The following is a 24879-nucleotide window of genomic DNA, read 5'->3' on the forward strand; positions in this document are numbered from 1 at the left end:
ATAGCGGCATGGATTAATTATGTATAGGTTCCTTATGAAGTTGTATACGCTAGGATTGCTGGTGGCGAAGTTTGTGATGAGGAGATTGATATGAATGCTGAAAGGCCCCTGACTAAGATTATGCCCAGTGCCGTTCGTGCGCATAATTCTGCAGCAGTGCTGCGGCTACTGTTCAAAAGTGCTTCGACGCGTGCCGATCTGGCTCGTCAGACTGGACTGACACGAGTGGTGATATCCGATATCGTGGCTGATCTCATTGCAGTGGGACTGGTTGTGGAACACGGTTTGAGCGAGGCGAAAGGACCAGGCAAGAAGGGTCTGATGCTGCATTTGGATGAGAATGCCCGATCCGTGGTGACGATTGACCTTTCCCAACCTTATGTGCTGCGTGGCGCGGTGATGAACTTGGCGGGTCATGTCTTGGTCCGTGCGGAAGAGCCGGTGGACACCGGCCAGCTTGTTCGGGTGCATGAAGTGGTGCGACTGTGCGAACATCTTGCATCCCAAGCCGTTTCGCCGTTGCTTGGTGTGGGTGTTTCATGCCCTGGCATTGTCGATGTCGAAGGCAAGGTGGTTGAGGCGACGAATCTTGGATGGCGGGACGTGGATTTGTGTTCGCCCATCAATGCCGCCCTGCGGTGTCCAGTGTTTGTGGAAAACGATGCAAATGCCGAGGCCATTGCTGAAGGGCGTTTCGGAGAGGGGGATTTGAATCTGCTTTTGCTTCAGCTGACGGCAGGCATCGGTGCCGGGCTTGTGCTCTCCGGGAACCTGGTTTCTGGTTTCGGTATGCAGGCCGGGGAGATCGGCCACGTTGTGGTCAATCCCAAAGGCCATGCCTGCAACTGCGGTAAGCGTGGCTGCTTGGAGGCCGAGGTGAATGTGCCGTTGCTGCTTCAGTGCATCGTTGAGCATCCTGAGCAGAGAGATGCCATACTTGAGCGTGCCGGGCACTACCTAGGCCGCGCCTTAAGTGTACCGGTGGCTTTGGTCGACGTGCCCAAGGTCATGGTGTTGGGTGATTCCAAGGTGGTGGGCAAGACTCTGTTGGATGCCTTGCAGCAGGAACTCAATGCGAATGTTTCCACACGCTTCCGGGCCGATGTCGCCGTTCATCGCTCGTTGCTCGGGGAGGACGCGAATCTGCTTGGCGCCTGTGCGCTGGTTCTCGACCGATGGCTTCAGAAGGGTACGGACTTCTAGGAAAAGAGAAGAAGCGTATACGGATTACGAATGTGAATCGGCCGTCATTGCGTGTTGCATCATGACGGCCGATTCGTCTGAGACGGGTTTTGATGTCTGCAGTGTCTGCACGTTGACGAACGATGTCTATTGCCAGCCTTCTCGCAGCATGTCCGCATAGCCCCAAACCACGTCTGAAATACGACGAAGCTCGGACTCGCGGCTCACCTGCCGCCAGACTGAGCGATATGTCTCGAACCATTCCTCGATGCGTGCCGCTAGGGCATGGCAGGCGTCCCTTGAAACACCTGGCGTTGTCGGCCGTCCCAGTGCACCTGTCCGGCAGGCCAACGTGTACCCGAGTTCGTTGAACAGCAGTTGTCCATCGATGGCCACGATTTGGGCCTGTGCTGAATCGCGGGCATCGCTGACTGCGGTGCGACGCGAAAGGATGGTACCTAGCTGTGTCTTCAGTGCCCGAAGCCTTTCATTGGCCTCTCCATAGTTGCCGATTCGCCCGGAGCCCAAAGTCAGATACTGCAGCCGTGCCTCTGCAATGTTCGTAACGGTGCCCCATTTGTCTTTGCCGTATTGGCCTTTCAACGTCAGATTGATGTCTTGGTTGAGACCGCCGTTGCCGTCGTCCAGTTCGCGGTATTTGACCATGTCTTCCCAACCGAAGGAAATCGAATTGTGAGCTTCGACAAGTGTGTCGAGGTATTCGCCGCTCATGTCGCCATATTCCAGGAGGGAGATGCGCCGGTTCATCTCCTCGAAATCAGGTCCCTGTGGGTTCCATGAATATTGGGCGGCGTAGATCATGCCCGGCACGCTCAGCCTGGGATCGTTCACACCGCCGTAGTCGCCCCAATCGGTAACCATTGCGCCTATGGCGCCATATTGCTGGCCGAACTTGTTCAGGCGGGTGATGTTCTTGAAGGCCGCGTCGAAGTCCGGAAGGAGATTGTTCCAATCGTGGATGGCCGCGCACACGTATTGCTTCATGCCGGTGTCGGCTACAAGTCTGACTTTGCTTTCGTCCACTTCCGGCGAATACAGCCAGTTGAGCAGTGTGTATTCCATGGGCATCTGCTTGAGCATCTCCGGCATGGCCATGGCGATGTCACCCCAGAACATGGGTTTGCCGCCACCTTCCAAGATGTGGTTACACAGTCTCGTCACATAGTCCGCGTACATATTGGAGGTGCCGATTCTCTCTGCTTCTTCTTTGGATGCTCCCTTGCCAAGGTCGAAGGTCTCATCCGCACCGATGTTGAACTTCTTGGAATGGAAGAGTTGGCCATAATCGTCGATGATGCGGGTGGAGAATTCGAACGCTTCAGGCAGGGTGATGTTGAGCGTGTGATGCTCCTGGCGTTCGATGAAGCTATAATGGCGGTCCGCGTCCTCGGGTAGCTCGCCCAGCATTCGCAGGGTATGGGTGCGCAGGTTCATATAGTGATGTCCAAATGTGGATAGGGATGGCACCAGTTCGATGCCTCGCCTTCGGCAGTAGTCGTCGAATTCCTGGATGTCGCGTGGCGCCAGTGGGCTCACTCCGCGCCAGGACTCGCTCAAGCCATCGAACTCAAAGGAATGCTCCACGTAGAGTTGAAGCTGGTTGTACTTATAGTAGCTGAGTTTGTCGGCCCAGTGCTTGAGCCACTCCATTGTGGGCACACGGCCGCGTGTCACGTCGAGGCTGTAGGAACGAACCGCGAACGTGGGCTTGTCTTCGATGTGTATGCAGGGCAGCGTGAAGGCCGTTTGGCAGATAATTTGGCGAAGAGTTTGTACGCCGCTCCTCAGCCCGGCGATGCTTCCACCGTGGACGGCTATGGCGGGGTTGGCGAACTTGTTGATGTCGACAGTGTAAGCCTGGTTTTCCAAGGAACCGTCGACGATAAGTTCGATGTCTGAATTCCAGCGTTCACTGCGGGCACAGTCCCATTTGAGTGCGGTGCATCGTTCGATGCTGTCAGCCACTTCCAGTGCCAGCTGCGTTTCGGCGTACGAACCATCGTTGGAGTCCGGGCCTATGTACGTGATGCGGCCCATTGCCGGTAGCGTTACGACGCCGGCAAGCTGTTGCACGTGTTTGGGTTCCGGAATGAGGGCGATGGCATATGCCTGTGGATCGCTGCCATTTGCTGGCTGACCTTCGTTTGGTGGGTTCTGGAAGGTGATCATCTTTGTCATGATCGTTATGCATCCTTTGCTATTATGCGGGTTGTCTGCATTGCCTTACCTGACTATAGTTAAGTGTTCGGTCAAGTCCTGTCCAAGAGCTGCACATCGATGTTGCAATACCTGGGCGGGTTGCTGCTGCGAAATCAAACAGTGGGGTGATTGTCAGGTGGAAACGAACGATACAGAAGTTTTGCAAAACAGGACTGTGGAGTCTCTGCTTTCCTCGATGAGTTTTGAAGAGAAGGTTGGGCAGCTCAATCAGCGGCTTTACGGCTGGAAGTGTGTGGAACGCAGGAACGGCGGCTTCGTGGTTACGGACTACCTCAAGCGTGAGGTCGATCGGTGGGGTGGGCTGGGTTTCCTGTACGGCCTTTTCCGCGCTGACCCTTGGTCCGGGGTGTCGTGGGGAAACGGCATCAAGCCGGAGGAGCGGCCTGAAGTGTCGGCTTTGATTGAGGATGTGGTGCGCAGTCGTGGGGCGCACGGCATCGGTGTGCTCTTGAGTGAGGAGGCTCCACACGGTCATCAGGCCTTGGGCGGCACCATTCTGCCAGTCAACCTTGCCATGGGTGCCACTTTCGATACTGATTTGGTGCGACGCGCCCAGCGTTGTGTGGCCTCGGAGCTGAATGCCAGCGGTGTGCACATTGCACTGGTTTCTGGGCTTGATGTCGCCAGGGACCAGCGCTGGGGGCGTTGTGAGGAGTGTTATGGGGAGGATCCGCATCTTGCCGCAGCCATGTGCGCAGCCACAGTGGAAGGCATGCAAGGCGAGGGCCGCAGTCTTGTTGGACATGGCGGTGTGGCTGTTGTCATGAAGCACTTGGCTGCACAAGGCGAAGCGACTGGCGGGAGGAATGGGCAATCGGCTGTCATTGGCGAGCGCGACTTGCGTCAGATTCATCTTCCTGCCGTGGAGGCGAGCGCCCACGCCGGTGCGTTTGGATTCATGGCAGCCTACAACGACATTGACGGTGTGCCATGCTGTGCCAATCCTTGGCTGTTACGCACGTATCTAAGGGATGAGCTTGGCTTCGACGGCGTTGTCATGGCCGATGGATTGGCAGTGGATCGGTTGGAGACCATGGTGGGTTCGCTGCAGTCGGCCGGGCGTAAAGCGTTGCTCAGCGGTGTGGATGTGTCGCTGTGGGACACCGGATTCACCCTGTTGGGTCAGTGCGGGCGTGATGACGAGGCCGTCCGTTGCGCTGTAGACAGCGCCTTGCGCAGAGTGCTGCGGCTGAAGGCGAGGTTTGCATTGCTGCCCGGTGTGAGAACCAAGGATGATCAGTCTGAGCATCATGAATCCAAAGTCCATGAAGCTGCTGAAGGTGGCTGTGACCAAGTCAGTTGTGAGCGGATTGATGCGAGCGGTGGAAGCGTGAACATTGTTGATGCCTATGGGGAAACCGTAGGCGATGTGCCGTTTGAGTCCGTGGGTGCCATTGACAGGGTGGGCACAGGGAACGTTGCCAACGAAGCAAGCATCTCGCCGGGTGAGGCTGTGGGGCAGGCCATTGAACGCACTCGTGGCTGTTCGCGCCGTCTCGCACGCGAATGCCTCGTGGAACTCAAGGAGGCTGGGGCGAACGTTGTTCCGCTGCAGCAAGGCCCCATTGTGGTCACTGGCCCTTTGTGCGACAATATGGACTGTTTCCTTGGGGATTACACCGCTCCGCTGGTACCGGCCGATCAGACGAGTGTGTATCTTGAGCTCAAAAAGCTGTTTCAGGGAAAACGCGAAGTGGTGCTCTGCAAGACACCTGTGGTCAACGGACGAGTTGCTCCCATCGATTCGGTCGTTTCCAGAAAATTGCGTGAGGCCTCGATGGTGGTGCTGGTGGTTGGCGGCACCAGTGTTCGTTCATACGGGGAACGGTTTGAGGCCAATGGCGCCGCCGGTGATGCTTCGCTCAGCGTGGCCACGGGTGGTGAGGGGGTTGATGCAGCAGATTTGGGTCTTCCTTGGCAGCAGGATGAGTTGATTCGTCAGGTGCACAGTGCGGCAAAGGCTCCTATCGTCGGCGTGGTCGTTTCTGGTCGGGCGCATGTACTCACTGCGTTGGAGGCATGTTCGGACAGACTCATCTGGGCGGGGTATGCGGGGATGTATGGGCCTGCGGCTGTGGCTGAAGCCGTGGCAGGCAAGTGCCGTTGTGAGGGTCGTCTTCCGATTACCCTGCCCAGGGCCGGCGGGGTGACGCCGTTGCATTACAACGATAGGCAGTGTGCCGATGACGTCTATCGCGACGTGCCTCGTCCGGTGTTGTATACGTTCGGCGCAGGTGCAGGGGTCTGCGGAGTCACTCTTGAGCATGCGGCGATTCGTTCCGACGCATGTCTTAAGATCGGGGAAACAGGGCAGGTTCAGGTCGATGTGCAACGAGCCAGTGCCGGCACGGGCATCGACATCGAACTTTCGCTGTGTGGAACCGCCACTCAGGGCGGTGTGATCGGTCTTTACGCGCACGTCTGCGGAGGGGCTTGCATGCCTCGTTTGGCTCGATTGATGGCTTTCGCACAGCTTGGCCGTGGGTGCCCGGCCTTGGATGCCGCCAGTGCCTCGGCTGTATCCGGCGATGCGGGTTCTTCTGTCTGCACTGTGCGTTTCCACCTGCCCTACGATGCATTGTTCAATGCAGACGACGGGTTTGAGGCTCATCTATGGGTGCGTGGTTTGGACGGGTCGCCTTGTGACTTGGGCACGATAATAGGGTAGCGTCTCGGGATTTTGGCAGTGACCCACGGTCGTTAAGAAGACGAGTCGTCGCTGTCGGTGCCTCCGGCGGGTGTGGTTTGCAAATCTGAATGTCGATTGGCGGTAAATCTGTTGGGGTCTGTGGTCGCCTGTGGCGGTGTACGGCGGCTTGAATGCGAAAATGTATGGATGATATATAGAAAATGGTTGAAGTGGTCTGATTGTGAAGTCAGCGTACTGGGTTTCTTGAGAGAATTACCTCTAAATACAACAAAATTCATTTGACTGAAATGTATTGTGTATTTGTTAGTGTAGCAAACAAAAGGTTCATTGCTGGAACCGGTGGGAATGTGGTTCACTGCCTGTTGGTTCTTAGCGTAAATGCTGCGGCGGTGCGGCAGCGAAAGGTGGTCATCATGGCTGAAGTCATCATTGTCGATAACGAGGACGAGGCGGGCGAAATCTACGCCAAGAGCGTGGCTGCACTCATCAAGTCCAAACCAAACGCCGTGCTCGGTCTGGCCACTGGCTCAAGCCCGCTGGCCGCGTACAAGCACTTGGCGGCCCATGTCAAAGACGAGCGTATCGATGTGAGCCAGGTTCGTGGCTTCGCCCTTGACGAGTACGCCGGGCTCGACCCCAAGCATCCGCAGTCCTACCGCAGCACCATCACCCGCACGGTGGTGGAGCCGCTGGGTCTCAACCCCGATTTGGTGCACGTACCCAACGGCAACCTTGACACCATCGCTGATGCCGGCCGCCAATATGATGAGGCCATTGCCGCTGCGGGCGGTGTGGATGTGCAGATTCTGGGCATCGGCACCGATGGCCACGTTGGTTTTAACGAGCCTGGTTCCTCACTGGCCTCAGGCACGCGCATCAAGACACTGCTGGAGCAGACCCGTAAGGACAATGCCCGTTTCTTCGAGGGCGACATCGACAAGGTGCCGACTCACTGCATCACACAAGGCATCGGCACCATTTTGAAGGCCCGTCACCTCGTGCTGCTGGCCTTCGGTGAGAACAAGGCCGACGCTGTGGCCGCCACCTGCGAGGGCGGCGTGAGCTCGTTCTGCCCGGCCTCCGCACTACAGCTGCATCCGCACGCCACCATCATCGTCGATCGTGCCGCCGCCTCCAAGCTCAAGCACGCCGATTACTACGAGTATGCCTATGCCCACAAGCCGGCATGGCAGAGCATCTGAGTTTACAAGGTTCATCTGCGCTTGCAACCCGCCAGGGTGGGGCTGCCCGAAATGCAGCTGAGCGGCTTGAAATAACGTTAACAATTTCAATTACGTTATTTTGGAACGCTTGGTGCGTTGAGTGAGGCTTGAAATAACGTTTGATGGTCTGACTGCGTTGTTTTGGGACGCACTTAGGGGCTGCGGGTGGCTTGAATCGGCGCGAACGAGTAAGTGGTGTGTGAAGGTTGATTGGCCTAGGCTGACAAAAGGAGGTCAGAGCAATGGTTGATGTAAAAAAGCAGTCAGAGACGCGCGAACAGACGGTGCGGCGGGTGTCTTCGTCGTTGGCAGGCAAGCCGCAGGACTTTGCCATCAAGGGCGCTCGCAGAGTGGATGCCCGAGGGGTCGAAGATCATTCGTGGCTTGTCTCGGTTGCCGGCCGTATCGTGGCCACCGGCACCAGTGATGACGGTTTCGCATCGGCCTGCGAAGCCAATGGAATCACCGCTGATTGCGTCGTCGATGCGAAGGGCCGTAACCTCACCCCTGGCTACATCGACACGCATGTGCATGGTGCTTGGGGTGTCTCCTTCGACGACGGTCCTGACGCCATCGATACCGTACGCACTGGTCATGCCGTGCATGGCACCACACGTCAAGTGCTTTCCTTGATCACCAACCCGATGGACGTCATGTGTGCCAATCTCAAGACGGTTCATGCCAAGATGGCATCGCGCCCCGATATCCTTGGTGCCCATCTGGAAGGGCCATTCCTCGCGCTTTCACGCAAAGGCGCTCACGACCCGAACTGTCTGCTCGACCCCACACCCGACGTGGTGGACCGCCTGCTTGAGGCCGCGGACGGCTGTATCCGTCAGGTCACCATCGCCCCGGAACTGCCTCACGGCATCTCCGCCATATCCCAGTTTGCCGAAGCCGGTGTGGTGTCAGCGGTAGGCCACTGCGATGCGGATTATGAGACGGCCCGACGCGGTTTCGACGCCGGTGCCACCATCATGACCCACATGTTCAACGCCATGAACGGGCTGCACCACCGCGAGCCCGGCCCGATTCCCGCTGCTGTGGAGGACCCGCGTGTCACCATCGAGCTCATCAACGACGGTTTCCACGTGCAGAACCCCATGATCAAGCTTGGTTTCAGCTTCGCTCCGCACCGCATCGCCTTCGTCACCGATGCCATGAGCGCCACCGATTGCCCGGACGGTGCCTACAAGCTCGGTGGGCTCGATGTCACCGTAAAGGACGGGCATGCCCGTCTCGTCTCCAACGGAGCCATCGCCGGTTCGACATTGCTCTTGGAGCGTGCCGTGCACCGCTCCGTGTGTGAGCTTGGCTTCAAGCCAGCCGATGCCGTGGAGGCGGCTACACTCACTCCGGCACATGCCTATGGGCTTGACCGTCCCAACGCCATCACCGGTGATCCTCTGGGCCTTATCGCCCCGGGCTATGCCGCAGATGTGCTCCTCAGTGACAGCGAAACCTGGCAGGTCGAGCGCGTTTGGTGCGCTGGACGGCCAGTGAGCTGACGCTGTTCCAGCAAAACGGCATCGCATAGTTCGTTGTGAGTCAGTGCCATTCCCCGTTGGCATGAAACAGGGTGTGCGCCTCGCAATGCCTGCGAGCATCAAGATATTTCCCGTACAATTTCAATCGTGCCATGGTGTCCGGTTGCATGGGTTGCGGCAAGGAGTCGAGGTCGAACCATCCGCTGTCCGTATTTTCTCCGTCCGGCGTGGTGGGCGTCGCCTTGCCACCTGGCTTAAGTTCGCAGAAGAACAGCGTGTTCATGAACTGCACTTGGTCGCCGTTGTCGAATGCACCGAGGTTCGGTTCGGATTCAATGGCGACGACTGCGGTGGGAATAACGTCCATGCCGGTCTCTTCGCTGAACTCTCGCACCAGCGTATCCGCAGGTTGCTCACCCGGTTCGATGATGCCGGAGATGAGTGCCCACTGTCCGTTGTCTGCGCGCCGACCAAGCAGGATTTTGCCTTCCTCGTTCGTCACATAGCCCACCACACCCATGAGCCAAAGTGGGTCGTGCCCGATTTTCTTGCGTATGTCCAAAATGAAGTTTGGCGTGGTCACAAATAGCCCTCCACTATTAGATCTCATATGTTAGTGCCAAGTAGAGTCACTTTTCAATCGCGGAATATACGAGTCAATGATGTTGCACAATTCATGCTAGTGCAAGTGAAGCTTTTCTGTATCCAATCTGACAAGTCAGGTATTTATTATTGTACGGTTACCGGGCCATTCTCGTCGTATTCCTTGTCGACAACCACTGAATTATCGGAAGAATGAATATGCAATTTGAAATGCGCTCCTTTAAATCCGACGGCCTGTAGTTCTTTGGCGGCTGATTCGAAGTTGGATGCTTGGTTGTCAAGAGAAGAGCTCAACGATTGTGCGAAACTATTTTTCCCATTTTGATCTGTTTGGGATATTTGTGAATCGAGGTCACCCGAGAGGGTGCCGTCCATGACCAAGGTTGTTGATCCCTCAGCATAGATTTTGGCATCCACGCCTGCTTTTTTCATTTCGTCTAGAACAGATTGGAGGTCATCTTGATTGGAGTCGACGAAATCCTGGATATCTGAGTAGCCGTCATCGTCGTTGCTGTCTTTTTTACTTTGCGGTGTCTGAACCGAAGTCGAGGGGGACTTTTCTGAAGCACTATCGTAATGGTTTGCAATGCCAGAAGTTATCGAGACCGACAGCGATATCGATGCAATGATGTTGATGATTGAGATGATGAATGCCGCAATGTTGATGCCTTGACCACGGTATCGTCCTTTGTTTTGGGCTTTTGACAGCTTGACTTGTGCGATGATTGCCAGAATAATGCCAATCAGCCCAGAGAAAAACGAAACAACAAAAGAAGCTATCGCAAGACCAAGCCATGGTTTTTTCGTTGGCTGTGGAATCATCTGTGGGGCTTCCATTGGTAAGCCGTTTGTTGCCCCGTATGTAGGAGGCACCTGTGGCCCTGACGATGACGCTGTATTCTGATAAGGCACGCCATACTGCGTAGAGGTTCCCTGTGGTGTTGTTTGGGCAGGGGCTTGGTTCTGCGCAGCGTACTGTGGGGCGCTGGGGTCGGTGGTGTTTTGATACGGATAGGCAGGCTGTGGCGTCTGTGGCTGTGTCGTTGGATTTGGCCCGTTATATTGGGGCTGCTGTGTCTGGGTCGAGTTTTGGTTTGGAACCCCATAGTCTGGTTCCGGTGTGGTATCCGGCATGATGCATCTCCATTGGGATAATTCTTTGTTTGTGTGATTAGACCTTTCAATGAAGGTATAAATCGTTTTAACAATATATCAGTATGTTGATATAACTGTTAAAAAACTGTATATTTGAGCGTTTAGAAGGTGTTTGATTAATTTAATGTATGGAAAGGTTGTTTAATATACATTTTCAAAGATTTGACTATTTTAGATATAGTGTTGTGGCTTGTTTGACCAAGCACAACATATTGAGTTGCATTGAATAATGCATGTTAATCATTCTGTACCGATATGTCCTCAATGGTGCTAGACTTCATTGCCGTTGATTTGACCTACTCAGAATGAGAGTGTGACTGCTATGCGGTGTTGCGGAGTTTGTTTGATTGAATGAATATGGAACATCGTCCACAGGTGCGTGTTGCTGTCGTGCAAAGGCTTGTCCCTGAGGAGTCATTGCAATAGTTCTGAGTTCCCCTTTTACTGTGCGGGGTGGTTATCCACAGCTATGCATTGCCGGGCGTAGGCTGGGCTTTAGTCGCTCTGAATTCAGCGCAACTAAAGCCCTCGGATAACCATGGGATTGCGTTTAAAGGGTAACCTCCTTCATCCATACCTCCACATCGTCGATTTCCTTGGGAATGCCTGCTGAGATCCACTCCGGGCCGTTCTCGGTCATGAGTACGTCGTCTTCGATACGCACGCCGATGCCGCGCAGTTCGGGTGGCAGCAGCAGATCGTTCTTGGCGAAGTAGAGACCGGGCTCGATGGTGAAGATCATGCCCGGACGGATGGCACCTCCGTGGTAGGACTCGTAGCGTGCCTGGGCGCAGTCGTGCACGTCCAGGCCCAGGTGATGCGCCACGCCGCAGGCGAGCCAACGGCGGTGTTGCTGGCCGTGAGGAGAAAGCGACTCCTCCACGCTCACCGGCAGAATATCCCAGTCGTGCAGAGTTTGCGCGATGGATCGCATGCAGGCGTGGTGAATGTCGGAATAGGTGGCACCGGGCTGGGCCGCGTCGAAGCCAGCCTGCTGGGCGTCGAGCACAGCCTGGTACACCTTTTTCTGTATGTCAGTGAATTTGCCATTGGTGGGGAAGGTGCGGGTGATGTCCGCGGTGTAGAGGCTTTCCATCTCCACACCGGCGTCGATGAGCAGCAGCTCTCCGGTGCCCACCGTGCCGGTGTTGCGCATCCAGTGCAGGATCGGTGCATGCACCCCCGAGGCCACGATGGTGTCGTAACCTACGGCATTGCCCTCTTCTCGTGCCACCGAGCTGAACTCGCCCTCCAACATGCGTTCGCTGCGTGGCTTGTCGAGCACGCTCGGCAGCCGCTTCAGCATGCGCTCGAAACCATCTTTTGTGGCAGCGACAGCCTTGCGTACCTCATTGATTTCGAAATCATCCTTCACCAAGCGTGCTTCGGAAGTGAATTCGCGGAACTTGCCGTCCACTGGCAGTGCTTCGCCCTCGACTTGGGTTTCGGCTCCGCTCATGGTGCGCACAGCGTCGACCAAGGCGGTGATCTCCGGGTCGGCGTCGCGGATGATGCGTAGGCGAGTGCCGCTTTCCTTGCCGTTTGCGTCAGGAGTGGGCTTGGCCAGCGCTTCTGGCAGGGTGGCGATGTCGGCGGTGTCGATGCTGGTCATGGCTTTCAGTTCCTTCAATCCGGCGCGAGGACCCACCCAATACTCGCCGTAATGGTCGTCTTCGTAATAGGCCGAAGTACTGTTGTCGCTTCGTGGTGCCACATACAGTTTTGCAGTGTGCGTTGCGCCTGAACCGGCAGAGGGTTCGACTGGCTCCAACACGAGCACGGCGCCAGCCTCATAGTCCTTGCCCAAACCTGTGTAATAGGTGAAGGTGCTGTCGGGGCGGAAGGCGTAGTCGTCGTCGTTGTTGCGAACCTTGGGCTGGCCTGCCGGAATCACCAGGCGTTCGCCGGGGAAACGCGCACCGAGGGCCTTGATGCGCGCCGGAATGTATTTGCTGGATTCCAGAGGTTCCATGCTCGGTTCATCGTTTTGCCAGTTCGAGGTCATGAATTCCTTGAATGCCTGTCCCTGTGGACGTAATGTCCTGTTCTTTACGCGCTCACTCAGCTTTTGGTCTGCTCCCGGAGCTGTCTTCATCTCCATTGCCTCATACTCCTTGTCGTTGTCTGTGATTGGTGAACTCACCAGTCCTCCTTCAGTTTGGTTTCCGTTGGAACGCACATTCCAGATTGCCGGAGCCGGCGGTTTCGGTTTCGCGGCGTTCTGTTCTGTTCAACATTCTAGTCACGTGATTGCATCGATAGGGCCGTTCTGTCGGTCTTCGACATTGTTGCGCTGCCTGTCCTTGTAGTTTCATGAACAGATCGGGAGGGCGCTCGGGTTGCAACGTTCTTCTGTTTGGCGAACCGCTGGCATATGGTTACGCCATCTTCTAGAATGGGAAATGGTAAATCAACTGTTAAACGGCGATTTTTCAAGGTTTTAGAGGGCAAATGTCATACGAACATCCAAATGCAGGGGCAGTCTCCATTCACGAGGTGGAACGTGAGATTATGGGTAGACCCACATCCCACACCGATAAAGGTCATGATTTGGAATGCATGAACCTCATGCTCGACCTGCTCGGCCACCCGGAAGACACGTTCCGCATCATTCACATCACCGGCACGAACGGCAAGGGTTCCACGGCACGCATGGCAGAGGCCATCTGCCGTGCGTATGGCATGCGGACCGGGCTTTACACCTCGCCTCATCTTGAGCGCGTCAACGAGCGCATTGCAGTGGATGGTCAGGAGCTTTCCGACGACGATTTCGTAGATACCTGGATGCAGATCAAGGATTTCGTAGCACTTGTCGACGCGAAAATGAGCAAAGACGGCAAAGAGCCGATGAGTTTCTTTGAGGTGCTCACGGCCATGGCAGTCTGGAAATTCGCCGACGCTCCTGTGGACGTGGCCATCTTCGAAGTCGGCATGGGCGGCCAATGGGATGCCACCAATGCGCTGACCGGAGATGCGGCGGTCATCGGTCCGGTCGACATGGATCACATGCAGTGGCTCGGAAACACTGTGGAAGACATCGCCCGTGAGAAGTCGGGCATCATCAAGCACGAGTCCACGGCCATCATTGGTGCCCAGCCGCATGAAACCGAGGTCATGCCGATTCTTGAAGAGGCGGCGGTGAAGGCGCATGCCACCATGATTCGTGATGGTGAGGAGATGGAAGTGGTGCAGCGGGCTCCTGCAGTTGGAGGCCAACTGGTCACGCTGCGCACTCCGGGCGGAGTCTATGAAGACATTCCTGTGGCCAAGTTCGGCGAGCACCAGGCTCATAACGCTCTGGCGGCGCTTGCGGCTTCGGAAGTGGTGATTCCAGTGTCCGGTCAACTTGACGTTGACGTGGTTTCCGAGGCTTTGGGTGGAGTCAAGATCCCAGGGCGCATCGAGCAGGTGCGTACTTCACCGACCATCATCATCGATGGCGGCCACAATCTCAACGCTGCCCAGTCGCTGCGTGCAGCCATTGAGGAGAACTACAGCTTCAAGCAGTTGGTGGGCATCGTCTCCATGATGAAGGACAAGCAGGTGGAGGAATATCTTGGCGTGCTGGAGCCGATTCTGAGCCATGTCATCGTCACCAACAACTCTTGGGTCGACCGCGAGATGCCGGCCGATGAGTTGGAAAAGATTGCGGTCGGCGTGTTTGGACGTGATCGTGTGACCCGCGTGGACGGATTGCCCGATGCCATCCAGACGGCGGTCGATATGGTCGACAGTGAGGACGAGATGGGTGTGGGCTATGGCCACGGCATCCTGATATCTGGAAGCTTCGTCTTGGCCGGCGATGCCCGTGCGTTGCTTAAAGAGCGCCATAACGATACGCTCACCAAGCCGAAGGGTGAACGTGTGGTCAGTCAGGATGGCACAGTGATGGCTGAGGGCGTTGCGTCTGCGGGATCGGCGCAAAGCGGATCCGCTGAAGTCAGCAGTGGCGATGACGAAGACAAGGAGAACGAGGATATCGTCTCCGAGGTTTTCGGCACCACATTTGGCGATTTCTCCGACGAGATTAAGGTTGCTAAGGCTGGAAAACGCACAGAAACAGGTCACACTGATGATGCGAATGATTAGCCGGCTGATTGTATCGATGCGCAAGTGCCACGGCTGGGCTCGATCGATGGGAATGCCGGTTTGGCTTGTCGGAATTGTCCGTTTCGTTCGACCGAGGAGTTGATATCAATTCAAACGGACATTTTGACCCATCGAAATCGTCGTTCTGGATTGGTGTCCGCCGATTCGGGCGGTGTCGGTAATATAAGGTACGTCGCTGGCATACGCTGCAGGCTCAATTGATGTGTCGGCATGGCGGAAAGTAGGCGGTAACACAGCTCATGTACCTCAAAGAATTGACGCTTCGCGGGTTCAAGTCCTTCGCCACCGCCACCACGCTGCGTTTCGAGCCCGGCATCACCGCCGTTGTGGGTCCCAACGGCTCTGGCAAATCCAATATCGTGGACGCGTTGACGTGGGTGATGGGTGAGCAGGGGGTCAAAAACCTGCGAGGTACGTCCATGGAGGACGTCATTTTCGCCGGCACCTCGAATCGTCCGCCGTTGGGCCGTGCCCAAGTGAGCCTCACTATCGATAACACCGACCATACACTTGACATCGACTACACCGAAGTGACCATCACGCGCACCATCTTCCGTGGCGGCGGCTCCGAGTACGCCATCAATGGATCAGCCTGCAGGCTTCTCGACATCCAGGAGCTTCTTTCCGACACCGGCCTGGGCCAACAGATGCACGTCATTGTGGGGCAGGGGCGGCTTGATGAGATTCTTCAGGCAGACCCCGCAGGGCACCGAGCCTTCATCGAAGAGGCCGCAGGTATTTTGAAGCACCGCAAACGCAAGGAACGTGCCCAGCGTAAGTTGAAGAATGTGGAGGCCAATCTTGCTCGCACCGATGACTTGCTCCACGAGATTCATCGTCAGTTGGGGCCGCTGGGGCGCCAGGCCAGGATTTCCCGCCGTGCCGACGGCATTCAGGTGACGCTGCGCGATGCCCAGGCCAGAATCTACGCTGATGACGCCCAGCAGATATCCCAGGAGCGAGATGAGGTGCGTGCACAGATGGGCAGGGTGCGTCAGGAGCTGAACAGTTCCCAGCGCGGTCTGGCTCAGATTAAACTGCGCATCGAACAGGTGGAGGCACTGAGCTCTGGGTCCAGTCCGGCCATCGCCCGCGCCAATGAGATGTGGCATGAATATTCACAGCTTGAGGAACGCTTCAAGGCATTGGCATCGTTGGCTTCCGAGCGTGCTCGATCGGCCGAGAGCCAGGTGGTGGCGAATTTTGGGGAAGACCCGGATCTGTTGGAATCGCGTGCCACCGAACTCGACGGCCAGGCCAAGAGCCAGTCTCAGGCCGCCGCCGATGCTCGCCTGCAGTTCGACAAGGCCACTGAACGGCGTGCGGATGCAGAGAAACGGCTGGCCGCCTCGCGCCAGACCATAGCCGAGCTCCGTCGCACTGCGCAGCAGCGCGGCAACCAGGTGGCAAGTCTCAAGGCGTTGGTGGCCAAGGAGGAAGCCGCCGTGAACCTTGCCAAAACCAGGGCAACCGATACTCAGACCCAGCGTGAGGGCGTGGAACGGCAGCGGGAACAGGTGAAAAAGCAGGTTGCTGAGCTTCAGACTGTTGCGGGCAGTGAAGACGAATCGGAGGGTTCGGATGCCCTCGATAAGGCCCGGGAGGAGTTGCAGCAGCGCTCCGAGCAGTTGGAGGAGCTGCGCAAGCATTCTCGTGATTTGGATTCGCAGGCCATTGCTCTTCGAGCCAAGGCCGACGCGTTGGACGATACGTTGGAGAGCCGTAATGCTTCCGGTGCCTTGACACACGTCGATGCCAAGGGTGCCGAGCCAATTGCCGTCCTTGGCGGGCTCACCGATTTCATCCATGTCACCGAAGGCTGGGAGGAGGCTGTGGCCCAGGCGCTTGGCCAGTTCGCCAACGCCTTGGTGCTTGAAGGCGCCGAGGATGTTGCAGCGGCCCTCCATCGTGTCCATGGAGACAAGCTTGGGCGGGCAGTGGTGCTACGCCCGGCCGCCGACGATGGGCACGAGGTAAGCATCGGTAATGTCGACGGCAACGATGGCGATCACGTTTCCCGTAGCATTGCTACGTTGGTGAGCGTGAACCCAAATGCTGCCGATCAGCGGACAGCGGTGAATGTGGTGGCCGCTGTGCGTTGGCTGTTGCGTGGCATGGCGGTGGCGGAAAACCTGGATGAGGCGTTCGACTTGGTTGCCGGTGGTGCAGCGCATGGCACTGCTTGGCAGCAAGTGGTGACGAAGTCCGGTGAAATCGTCAATACGGTGGGAGCTATCGGTGGCTCTGCTCTCAAACAGAGTGATCTTTCGTTGGTGGCCCGACGCGACAAGGCCCGCAAGGAGGCCGAAGAGCTTGAGATTCAAATAGCGCAGATGGCCAAGCAGATTGATGCTGCCGAAGCCGCCCGCAGGGAGCAGGCCCAGGTAGTCGACCACCTTGCCCAGCAACGCATTGAGGCGCAGGCCAAGTCGAAGCAGGCTGCGCAATCGCTGCATTCCGCCCAGGTGAGACTGATGGATTTCGAGCGGCAGATCAAGGCGTTAGTCGAGCGCAGCGAAAGAATTGAGGACGATGCTAAACAGCATCGGCTCAAGCTTGAAGACACCCAAGCCGTGTTGGCACAGGTGGAGGACGGTGCCGATGTACAAGCCGATCTGGGTGATTTGGAGGAGCGCGAGCAACAGCTGGAGCGGAACCTCGACGCAGCGCGGGAGGGCGAAACCACTGCGAAAATAGCTTGGAACGATGCCAATCACAAGGCGCAGTCGTATGAGCGGCAGGCTGGTCTGCTTCATAGTCAGGCTCAGGATGCCGTGCGCCGGCGTGAGCGAGCCGCCGAACTCAATGAGCGTCGGCGTAGGCAGGCCGAGAAGGCTCATGGCGTGGCCCAGGATGCACAGGCCGTGGCTGCGATGGTTCATGAGCATCTGCTTGCGGTGGGTGCTCACCGTGATGAGCTTGCGGCAGCGGCCTCAGGCAACGATGAAGAGCTTAGGACGTTGCGTGCCCGGAGCCGCGAGGCCGAACCGACAGTGGTGCAGCTGCAGAATCAGGAGCATGACTTGGATATGAGCCGTGAGCGCCTTGCCTCGCGCTACGGTCAGCTTGAGCAAAAGGTGAGCGATGACCTGGGTATGGCGATGGACGAGCTGACGGCGTATGGGCCGGACCAGCCGGTACCGATGCTTGACGACAGTGGCAATCCCATAGTGTTTGGGGGTGCCGATAATGGCGATGCGGATGGTTTGACACCTGATGAGAGCCACGATGACTATTCAGATGCCGATGCCACTGATGCCACCGATGCTTCGGATTCGTCTGATGTCCAGCGCGAACCCCCTTCAGTGCGTTACCAAACAGTGCCATACGTTCGTGTCGAGCAGCTCAAACGACTGCAGAAGGCACAGCACGATTTGCAGAAGCTGGGCAAGGTGAACCCGCTGGCCACGGAGGAGTTCGATGCGCTGGAGGCTCGAAACAAGTACCTGAACGATCAACGAAATGATGTGGCGCAAAGCCGGGACGATCTGCTCCAGCTCATCAAGGATCTGGACAAGACCGTGATTGACGTGTTCAAAAGCGCCTTTGACGACACCGCTGCGGCCTTTGAAAAGGTCTTCGCCACGCTGTTCCCGGGCGGCAAGGGGCGTCTTCGTCTAGAGGACCCGGACAACCTGCTCACCACAGGGGTTATTGTGGAGGCAAGCCCTGCGGGAAAGCGGGTCAAACAGCTGAGTTTGCTCTCAGGCGGCGAGCGCTCGCTGACGGCTCTGGCATTGCTCTTCGCCATTTTCACTGCCCGCCCCAGCCCGTTTTATGTGATGGATGAGGTGGAGGCCGCACTCGATGACATCAACCTCACGCGCCTCATCAAAGCACTGCAGGACCTGCGCACCCATGCACAGCTCATCATCATCACCCACCAGCAGCGAACGATGGCCATCGCCGACGCGCTCTATGGGGTCACCATGCGCTCAGACGGTGTCACTGCCGTGATCAGTCAGAAGTTGGAGGACGTGAAGCTCGATAACGACTGACGATGCTGCTTGAATGTGGAGATGTATCAATGGTGCCAAAATGTGTGAGCGTTTCTGCGAATGAGGCATCGGGCTCGTATGAAATGTCCGCTGGGGGCTGTGTGAGTGGGCGTTCTGTACGGATTAGCGTTGGATTCGTATCAGATGCCCATTGAGATGGCGTGAGCGATCGTTTTGTACGGACACGGTTTACGAATCGTACGTAGCGTCCGCGGGCCTATCTACGCATACGCTTACGGGTACCAGTGTTGCAAATGTTTGACTAGCCCAGCAGTCGCTGCACAATGGCAGTGTCGCCTTCGTATGGCACATGGCGTCCATTCACTTTGATCCATTGCTCCTCGCCCTTGCCTGCCACAATCACTACATCGAGACCCGTCGTTCGGGCCTGGGCTTGGGCAATGGCCGTCTCAACGGCCTTGGCGCGGTCGAGGATGATGCGCGAAGATGTATGTGGGTCGTCGATATGGCTTTGCATCTGCTCGCAGATGTCTTGGGCGGACTCATGGTCCGGGTCATCGGAGGTGAGGATGATTTCCGCAGCCTGCCCCTGCGCCGCTTTCACGATGCCTTCGCGCCGGTCGATGGCTTTGCCGCCCGCGGATCCGGAGACCAAGGTGATACGAGGGTTGCGTGCGGCGTAACGTTTCATGGCAAAATCGATGATGGCGCTGATGCTGGCGAAATTGTGAGCGTAGTCCACGATGGCCACCGTGTTGCCGTCCTTGCTGCTGAATTCCTCCATGCGCCCAGGCACGTTCACGTTTTCCAACGCATGCACCACAGCGGGGTCGCCAACGTTCACGCCTGCCTCCTTGGCGATGGTCAGCGCCGCAGCGGCGTTGGCATAGTTGAAGTCGCCTTCCATGTTGAGGCGAACCCTCAGCGTCAATGGGCCGGCATCATCCGCCGTCGTCTGTGCATTCGTTTGATCGCGCCCGTGCAGTCTCACTGCGAACTCGTTGTGTTCGGCATTGAGTGGCCAAGCTGCGGTATCGGTCTTCATGTCGAACCGATGGGTGGCATCGGTGCTCTGCTCTGCGCTGTGGGCTCCTAAGGGATGCTGCGATTCCAGCGCGAAAGTACGCACCGGCACTCCTGCGTCTGCAGCCTCTCGTTCGATGAGGTCCGCATGGGCGCTCTGTGCGTCGAGTACAAGCACCCGGCTATTGGACACTATTTTGAGTTTGCAGCTAAAGTAGTCCATGAATGTCGGGTGTTCGATGGGGCTGATGTGGTCCGGTGAGATGTTGAGGAAGGCCCCGATGTCAAACGTCAGACCATAGACGCGGTCCACTTTATATGCCTGGGAAGAGACCTCCATCACCAAGTATTGCATCCCGTTGTCAACTGCTGTGCGCATCATACGCATGGCATCCAACGATTCCGGCGTTGTCAAGGCGGAGTCGAGGTAGGTGTGCCCGTCCAGGCAGTTGCCAACTGACGAGAACAGTGCTGCCTTGCCAGCGGTGGCCGCGTTGAGAATGGCCTGCGTGAAGTAGGCTGTGGTCGTTTTCCCCTTGGTTCCGGTGATGCCTATAAGCGTCAGTTGGTGCTGCGGGTAGTCGTAGAATGCAGTGGAAAGCAGGCTCATGGCTTTCCGTACGTCCGATACGATGAGGCCTGTGGCGTTTCCCACTTCAAGGTACGGCCGTTCGGAAACATACGCATATAGATCTCGGTCGCTGCATCCAGTGAGATATTCTGCCTTGAACGCACCTTTGCAGAACAGCAACGAGCCCTGCTTCACCTGTGTTGTATTGTAGGTGGCATTCGTGAATCTCCGATTCGCTCCCTCGAACACTGTGGGATTGAGTGACCACTGTTCGCCTTTGACGATGATGCGAAGCAGATGATGGTCCTTGAGTATTTGTGCGGCTGAAATAAGCGTGAGCGTCATGTGACTCTTTCCTCGTGAATCAAAGGGTGTCACGCAACGACCGTGTGATTCACAGTGTTCGGTCGTTCTGGTTGTCGTTGCTGCATGGATGTTGTTGGCGGTTGCCTCAAACCGTCGAGGTTTGATTATCGGTGTAGGGCGCGCAAGAGTGCATTGCCCCGGGGCTTTACAGCCAGGTGTCGTGTATGGTGCGCCGTCCCCTGCTTTCGAGCCATTGGTTGAAGGAATCCCGCCAGCGTACGTAGGCGTTGCGCTGCCAGTCCATGAGTTCGCCAAGCTTGAGCTTTCCCACTTGTGGATACAACGTGCCCATGGGCTTGACAAGGTCGACTGCGGCAACGGTATCGGCTGTGGCGTCGTGGAAATCTCCGTGTGGCTGGATGCCGTAATATTCGGTGGTTGCGCCAAGGGTGCGTTTGCCGTGGCGTTTTGAGATTTCACGGTCGATCACCAAAGGATCCACCACCAACAATTCCTGTGGCAAAGGCTCAAGATTCCAGCGTTCCAAGTCTGTGCGCAGCATGCGTACGTCAAATGGAGCGTTGTAGGCCAACAATGGAATGCGTTTGGTCTGGGCCTGACGAACAATCTGTGCGATTTCGCCGATGGCATCTTGCGGCTCAGCCCCACTGGCCTGAAGAAATTCATCGGTGAACCCGTTGACAGCGCTGGCTCCAGGATTCATATGCCTGTGAGGATTGATGGTCCATTCGGCTACAGTGTCTCCTTCATAGCCCTGTTGAGGGTCACGAAGCACCAGTGATGCCGAAACGATGGCATCACGGCCTGAAGTGCCTGTGGTTTCGGTGTCGAAACCAAGTAACCAGGAATGTTCAAGTGTGGTTTCGTCGCCTTGTTGTGGAGCTTTTGCGATGGTTTCCAGTACAGTCTCCGGTGTTGAACTCATGATTACATTCTGCTCCCTGAAACCGACATGACGGTGATTTACGATTCATCCTTTTGCGGCATAATATAAAGGTAATGAAAAATGCACAGCTCAAGACAACCGATGGGAAGCGGGTCTCCTCTGATGCTCAATTGCAGGTTCCTGCCACATCAATGGGTTCAGCCGTACCTCGCGGTTCCAGTCGTTCAAACGGCCCTAAGGTTGGTACTTGCGCTGAAAATGGTGATATGAGGCAAAAAACGTCGGGCCTTCAGGTCAGTGTGGTGCCTGCGAACGAAACACTTGTCCAAAAAAGACAACGATTCGAACAGTTGGCCATGCCAGCGTTGAATGTGCTGTATCGGCAGGCTTTGAAACTCACTGGTGATCAGGATGACGCCCAGGACTTAGTGCAGGATTCCTATGAACGGGCGTTCAAGGCGTTCGATAGCTTCCGCCCTGGCAGCAATTTCGAAGCATGGATGACCACAATCGAGCGTAACGCATATTTCAATCAGTATGCCAAGGCCAAGCGTCGTCCCCAGCGGTCCAACGATGCCACTGGGGAGTACGATGACTGGGATATCTATGATTCTTCGAGCCATACACCAGAGGGTTTGAAAAGCGCCGAGCAGGAATATATTGACGAATACGCTCCCCAGGAAATTCTCGCCGCATTGGATAAGCTCAGTCCTGAGCGTCGGCAGGTTTTTATCGATACTGCCATCGATGGGAAGTCCTATAAGCAGGTGGCCAAGGAGCAAGGTGTGAAAATCGGCACCGTGATGAGCCGTCTCAATCGTGCACGGACGCAACTCAAGCAAGAGCTGGCTGATTATGCCAGACAACATGGATATGCAAGGTCGGCCAAGGGGTCGCAGTCGTTGGGCTCACAGGCGCGAGGAAACACTGCCGGCAAGGTGAGCAAAGCTGGTGGTGGCATAGATGCCACCGGTAAGAATGCCGGAAGCGTTGGTAACGTTGATGATGAGTACACTGCGAGAGTCGCTGGTCGGATGCCCGGATCCGTGACTTCACTGACTGCGAACTCATAGAACGGACTTATGAGGCATAATAGTACGAAATGAGGAACGATTGAGTGATGGAAGGCAATCAGGAGTTGAGTGAGATGAATGGATTGACACACAAGAGCGTGGTCAGCGTCGCGACTGTGGAACGCCACAGCGCCCATGCTTCGCATGTGAGCGTCACCCGGATCGAGTCGGTTGAAGATGTGGACGACACGGATGAGCGTTTTGATCCCGAATCTTGCTGCGATGCCGCTGAATGCGCCATGATAGAGCGTCTGAGGCAGGTGTTGCGCCCAGTCGTCGCCCCAGCCGGACTATTCGACCGTGTGGAGGCAACGCTTGACCGTTGTTGCTTCGATGAGGCGCCAAGGTCCGCAGAATGAAATGATTCGAAGGATACTGCGGGCAAGGACGCCAAGGCCAAGTCGAAGCAGATTCGAGGGACAGTGCGGGCGAGACTCTTCCGCTACCAAAACGTACATTGTTCGTATGAATCGGTAGCGTGCTCCTTACGATTGGATGACTTCGCTATCAAAAATGACTCCTAGTGTCGTGATTTGTAGGAGTAATGGTATGTTACCATGTTTATCCTACCTTTTGAGACGTTTGTTGTCGTGATTGGTAGGACAAGTGGTTTTTGAGTCATACTTGGACTTCATCGGCTTGGATATGCAGTAAGTTGATCCGATGAGGCATAGATTATACGTAGAACGGCTTCACAGATACGTCTCATCGAGACAACCTGTGGAGCCGTTCCATTCCGTGCTGTTATGCACATCATAGCTCAGGCATTTGGCCTTTTGCCGTGGTTCGCTGCCTTTTTACGGCGAGCCTTACGCTTACGTCCGCGCATACCCATGATGGACTCCTTTACCTATACAATTACGCCTTAGCGATTATGGCACGTCGCTGGGACTTTTGACCGGTTGCTGACTATCGATTTCGGTAGTGCCCGCCGTTCATACGTCAGTCTACCGAATCGTGGCGTTGATGAACAGCTTGGTTGTGGCGCATTCGCCCGGCCTTATGACGTTGAGGTCCTTACCGGTGTTGAAGGCGTTGGCATAGGCGGTCTGTGGCTCAATGGCGACTCCCGCTGGGTGCTTTTGCGGCGCGAAGCCGGTGCCGGTGCACATCTGGAACGAGGTGATGGTCTCGTCTCCACCGATGTGCACCGTCATGCCGTCCGGACGCTCGAAGATGGCTGTCGTTTTGCCGTCTGCGTCATGTTCGACATCCGTCCACGCGTCGTCGAAAGGTTGCTCGGTCAAGGCGGCGGGGCGGAGAAGGTCGTACTTCGTGCCGTTGACGCCTTCGGTGCCGGTGGGGATGAGGTTGCCATCGACGGTGACGTGTGTGTGAGCGGGGATAGTGACCTTGCACTGCGCGTTCTGCCCGTCGATCTCGTCGCCATAGCCGTCGAATCCATTGGCGATCCACGGGTGGATGGCCAGGGCCCATGGTGCATCCACGTTGTCAAGGTTCTGGGCGGTGATGGTCATGGTCAGGCCGTCGTCGTCTAGTTTGAATGTATCTGTAACATGCAGGTCGAAGGGGTAGCCGGTGATGCCGGGCACGCGCCAGGAAAGCGTCGCGCTGTCTTCGCGTGCCGATTCAAGCTTCCAGAACGACCGGTAGCCATAGCCGTGGATGGCGGTGTTCCGGTCGTGCTCGTCGATGGGCAGCTCGTAGGTCTTGCCTTCGAATGTGTACTCGCCGCCTTCGATGCGGTTGGGGAAGGGGATGAGCAGTTCGCCGTTGGAGCAGGGCACTGGCTTGTCTGCGTTCCAGGGCGCGATGACGTCTTTTCCGCGGTAGGTGAGCTTGCGCAGTGTAGCGCCCAGCTCGGTGACCACTGCCGTGTAGTCGCCGTGCGTGATGGTGAACTGTTGCCCCGAGCGGGGTGGAATATGTATGTTGGTCATAACCGATCCTTATAGATTGTGGTACTGATTATAGTAATCTTCCGGAAAACATTGCAGGCAACAGGCGTGCTGTGGTATTGTATATGGCATAGTTGAATTATATTATACATTAACGAAGTGGTTTAAATTCAGATGAATAATTGGGCGAGAGTGCTTTGTCGTATAACGAATCATAGTTGCTGCAACAAACTATTTTTAGGTTATCCCAGTGATTCGAGGAATAATGAAAATCTGTATATGTGCAAGACGACGTCAAAACAGTTGTTCATTGGGCTAATCACTGATGTAATGCCCGTCCCTAATTGCCAGGTGAAAAATTCAGGAGGCGCTTCCGGTGGGCCATGGCTCAAAGAGATGAATTCCGTCAATCAAGGATGGGTGGATAGCGTGACTTCGGTTTCCATTGATGATGGGAGTTTATCGGGTCCTCATTTTCATAATGATGTAAAAGCGGTTTTTGATGATGCCAATAAGCTTGGAAAGTGATT

The 24879-nt window shown here is 56.2% G+C and carries 17 protein-coding genes; 9 read left to right on the forward strand and 8 right to left on the reverse strand.

Annotated elements, in window-relative coordinates; genetic code table 11:
• The first annotated feature begins 90 nt into the window (after window positions 1-90).
• On the forward strand, window positions 91-1203 hold the full coding sequence (locus ACSYSS_RS02055) for an ROK family protein (protein ID WP_491703847.1): 1113 nt from the start codon (window positions 91-93) through the stop codon (window positions 1201-1203).
• A 126-nt stretch (window positions 1204-1329) separates the two neighbouring features.
• Here ACSYSS_RS02055 and ACSYSS_RS02060 read toward each other — a convergent pair whose 3' ends face one another.
• Window positions 1330-3381, reverse strand: a complete 2052-nt coding sequence (locus tag ACSYSS_RS02060; RefSeq protein WP_491703848.1) for a family 20 glycosylhydrolase — start codon at window positions 3379-3381, stop codon at window positions 1330-1332.
• Between the two features lie 181 nt (window positions 3382-3562).
• Between ACSYSS_RS02060 and ACSYSS_RS02065 the strand changes: the two genes are divergently transcribed.
• The 3 genes from ACSYSS_RS02065 to nagA all read left to right on the forward strand — a co-directional run bounded on the left by ACSYSS_RS02065 (window position 3563) and on the right by nagA (window position 8804).
• Window positions 3563-6091 (forward strand): glycoside hydrolase family 3 protein, encoded by a 2529-nt coding sequence (locus ACSYSS_RS02065; protein ID WP_491703849.1) that lies wholly within the window; start codon window positions 3563-3565, stop codon window positions 6089-6091.
• Window positions 6092-6486: 395 nt separating this feature from the next.
• Window positions 6487-7275 carry a glucosamine-6-phosphate deaminase gene (gene nagB, locus ACSYSS_RS02070; protein ID WP_491703850.1) on the forward strand — a complete coding sequence of 263 codons (789 nt, stop codon included), beginning with the start codon at window positions 6487-6489 and terminating at the stop codon, window positions 7273-7275.
• 263 nt (window positions 7276-7538) lie between these two features.
• The gene (gene nagA, locus ACSYSS_RS02075; protein ID WP_491703851.1) at window positions 7539-8804 is read left to right on the forward strand and encodes an N-acetylglucosamine-6-phosphate deacetylase; all 1266 of its coding nucleotides are present in this window, start codon (window positions 7539-7541) and stop codon (window positions 8802-8804) included.
• Window positions 8805-8844: 40 nt separating this feature from the next.
• Here the strand turns inward: nagA and ACSYSS_RS02080 are convergent, their stop codons facing one another.
• The 3 genes from ACSYSS_RS02080 to ACSYSS_RS02090 all read right to left on the reverse strand — a co-directional run bounded on the left by ACSYSS_RS02080 (window position 8845) and on the right by ACSYSS_RS02090 (window position 12642).
• Complete coding sequence (locus ACSYSS_RS02080; RefSeq protein ID WP_491703852.1) at window positions 8845-9366, reverse strand: NUDIX hydrolase; 522 nt, start codon at window positions 9364-9366, stop codon at window positions 8845-8847.
• Between the two features lie 146 nt (window positions 9367-9512).
• Window positions 9513-10520, reverse strand: coding sequence for a DUF4854 domain-containing protein (locus ACSYSS_RS02085; RefSeq protein ID WP_491703853.1), 1008 nt, complete (start codon window positions 10518-10520; stop codon window positions 9513-9515).
• A 571-nt stretch (window positions 10521-11091) separates the two neighbouring features.
• Window positions 11092-12642 (reverse strand): aminopeptidase P family protein, encoded by a 1551-nt coding sequence (locus ACSYSS_RS02090; RefSeq protein ID WP_491704176.1) that lies wholly within the window; start codon window positions 12640-12642, stop codon window positions 11092-11094.
• A 350-nt stretch (window positions 12643-12992) separates the two neighbouring features.
• Between ACSYSS_RS02090 and ACSYSS_RS02095 the strand changes: the two genes are divergently transcribed.
• Together ACSYSS_RS02095 and smc are read left to right on the forward strand one after the other, a co-directional pair.
• Window positions 12993-14630 carry a bifunctional folylpolyglutamate synthase/dihydrofolate synthase gene (locus ACSYSS_RS02095; protein ID WP_491703854.1) on the forward strand — a complete coding sequence of 546 codons (1638 nt, stop codon included), beginning with the start codon at window positions 12993-12995 and terminating at the stop codon, window positions 14628-14630.
• A 260-nt stretch (window positions 14631-14890) separates the two neighbouring features.
• The gene (smc, locus tag ACSYSS_RS02100; protein WP_491703855.1) at window positions 14891-18649 is read left to right on the forward strand and encodes a chromosome segregation protein SMC; all 3759 of its coding nucleotides are present in this window, start codon (window positions 14891-14893) and stop codon (window positions 18647-18649) included.
• 262 nt (window positions 18650-18911) lie between these two features.
• Here the strand turns inward: smc and ACSYSS_RS02105 are convergent, their stop codons facing one another.
• A complete protein-coding gene (locus ACSYSS_RS02105; protein WP_491703856.1) occupies window positions 18912-20549 on the reverse strand; it encodes a UDP-N-acetylmuramoyl-L-alanyl-D-glutamate--2,6-diaminopimelate ligase in 1638 nt (545 codons plus the stop codon).
• Between the two features lie 166 nt (window positions 20550-20715).
• Complete coding sequence (locus ACSYSS_RS02110; protein WP_491703857.1) at window positions 20716-21456, reverse strand: exonuclease domain-containing protein; 741 nt, start codon at window positions 21454-21456, stop codon at window positions 20716-20718.
• A gap of 317 nt (window positions 21457-21773) precedes the next feature.
• Here ACSYSS_RS02110 and ACSYSS_RS02115 point away from each other — a divergent pair, with 317 nt between their 5' ends.
• Window positions 21774-22490, forward strand: a complete 717-nt coding sequence (locus ACSYSS_RS02115; protein WP_491704177.1) for a sigma-70 family RNA polymerase sigma factor — start codon at window positions 21774-21776, stop codon at window positions 22488-22490.
• Between the two features lie 44 nt (window positions 22491-22534).
• Window positions 22535-22849: a hypothetical protein gene (locus ACSYSS_RS02120; protein ID WP_491703858.1), complete on the forward strand. Its 315-nt coding sequence runs from the start codon at window positions 22535-22537 to the stop codon at window positions 22847-22849.
• A 401-nt stretch (window positions 22850-23250) separates the two neighbouring features.
• Here the strand turns inward: ACSYSS_RS02120 and ACSYSS_RS02125 are convergent, their stop codons facing one another.
• Window positions 23251-23325, reverse strand: a complete 75-nt coding sequence (locus tag ACSYSS_RS02125; RefSeq protein ID WP_369803150.1) for a 50S ribosomal protein bL37 — start codon at window positions 23323-23325, stop codon at window positions 23251-23253.
• Window positions 23326-23437: 112 nt separating this feature from the next.
• Window positions 23438-24391: an aldose 1-epimerase family protein gene (locus tag ACSYSS_RS02130; protein WP_491703859.1), complete on the reverse strand. Its 954-nt coding sequence runs from the start codon at window positions 24389-24391 to the stop codon at window positions 23438-23440.
• Window positions 24392-24628: 237 nt separating this feature from the next.
• Between ACSYSS_RS02130 and ACSYSS_RS02135 the strand changes: the two genes are divergently transcribed.
• Window positions 24629-24877: a hypothetical protein gene (locus tag ACSYSS_RS02135; RefSeq protein WP_491703860.1), complete on the forward strand. Its 249-nt coding sequence runs from the start codon at window positions 24629-24631 to the stop codon at window positions 24875-24877.
• Window positions 24878-24879 lie beyond the last annotated feature (2 nt).

The organism is Bifidobacterium sp. ESL1118 (assembly GCF_058505595.1).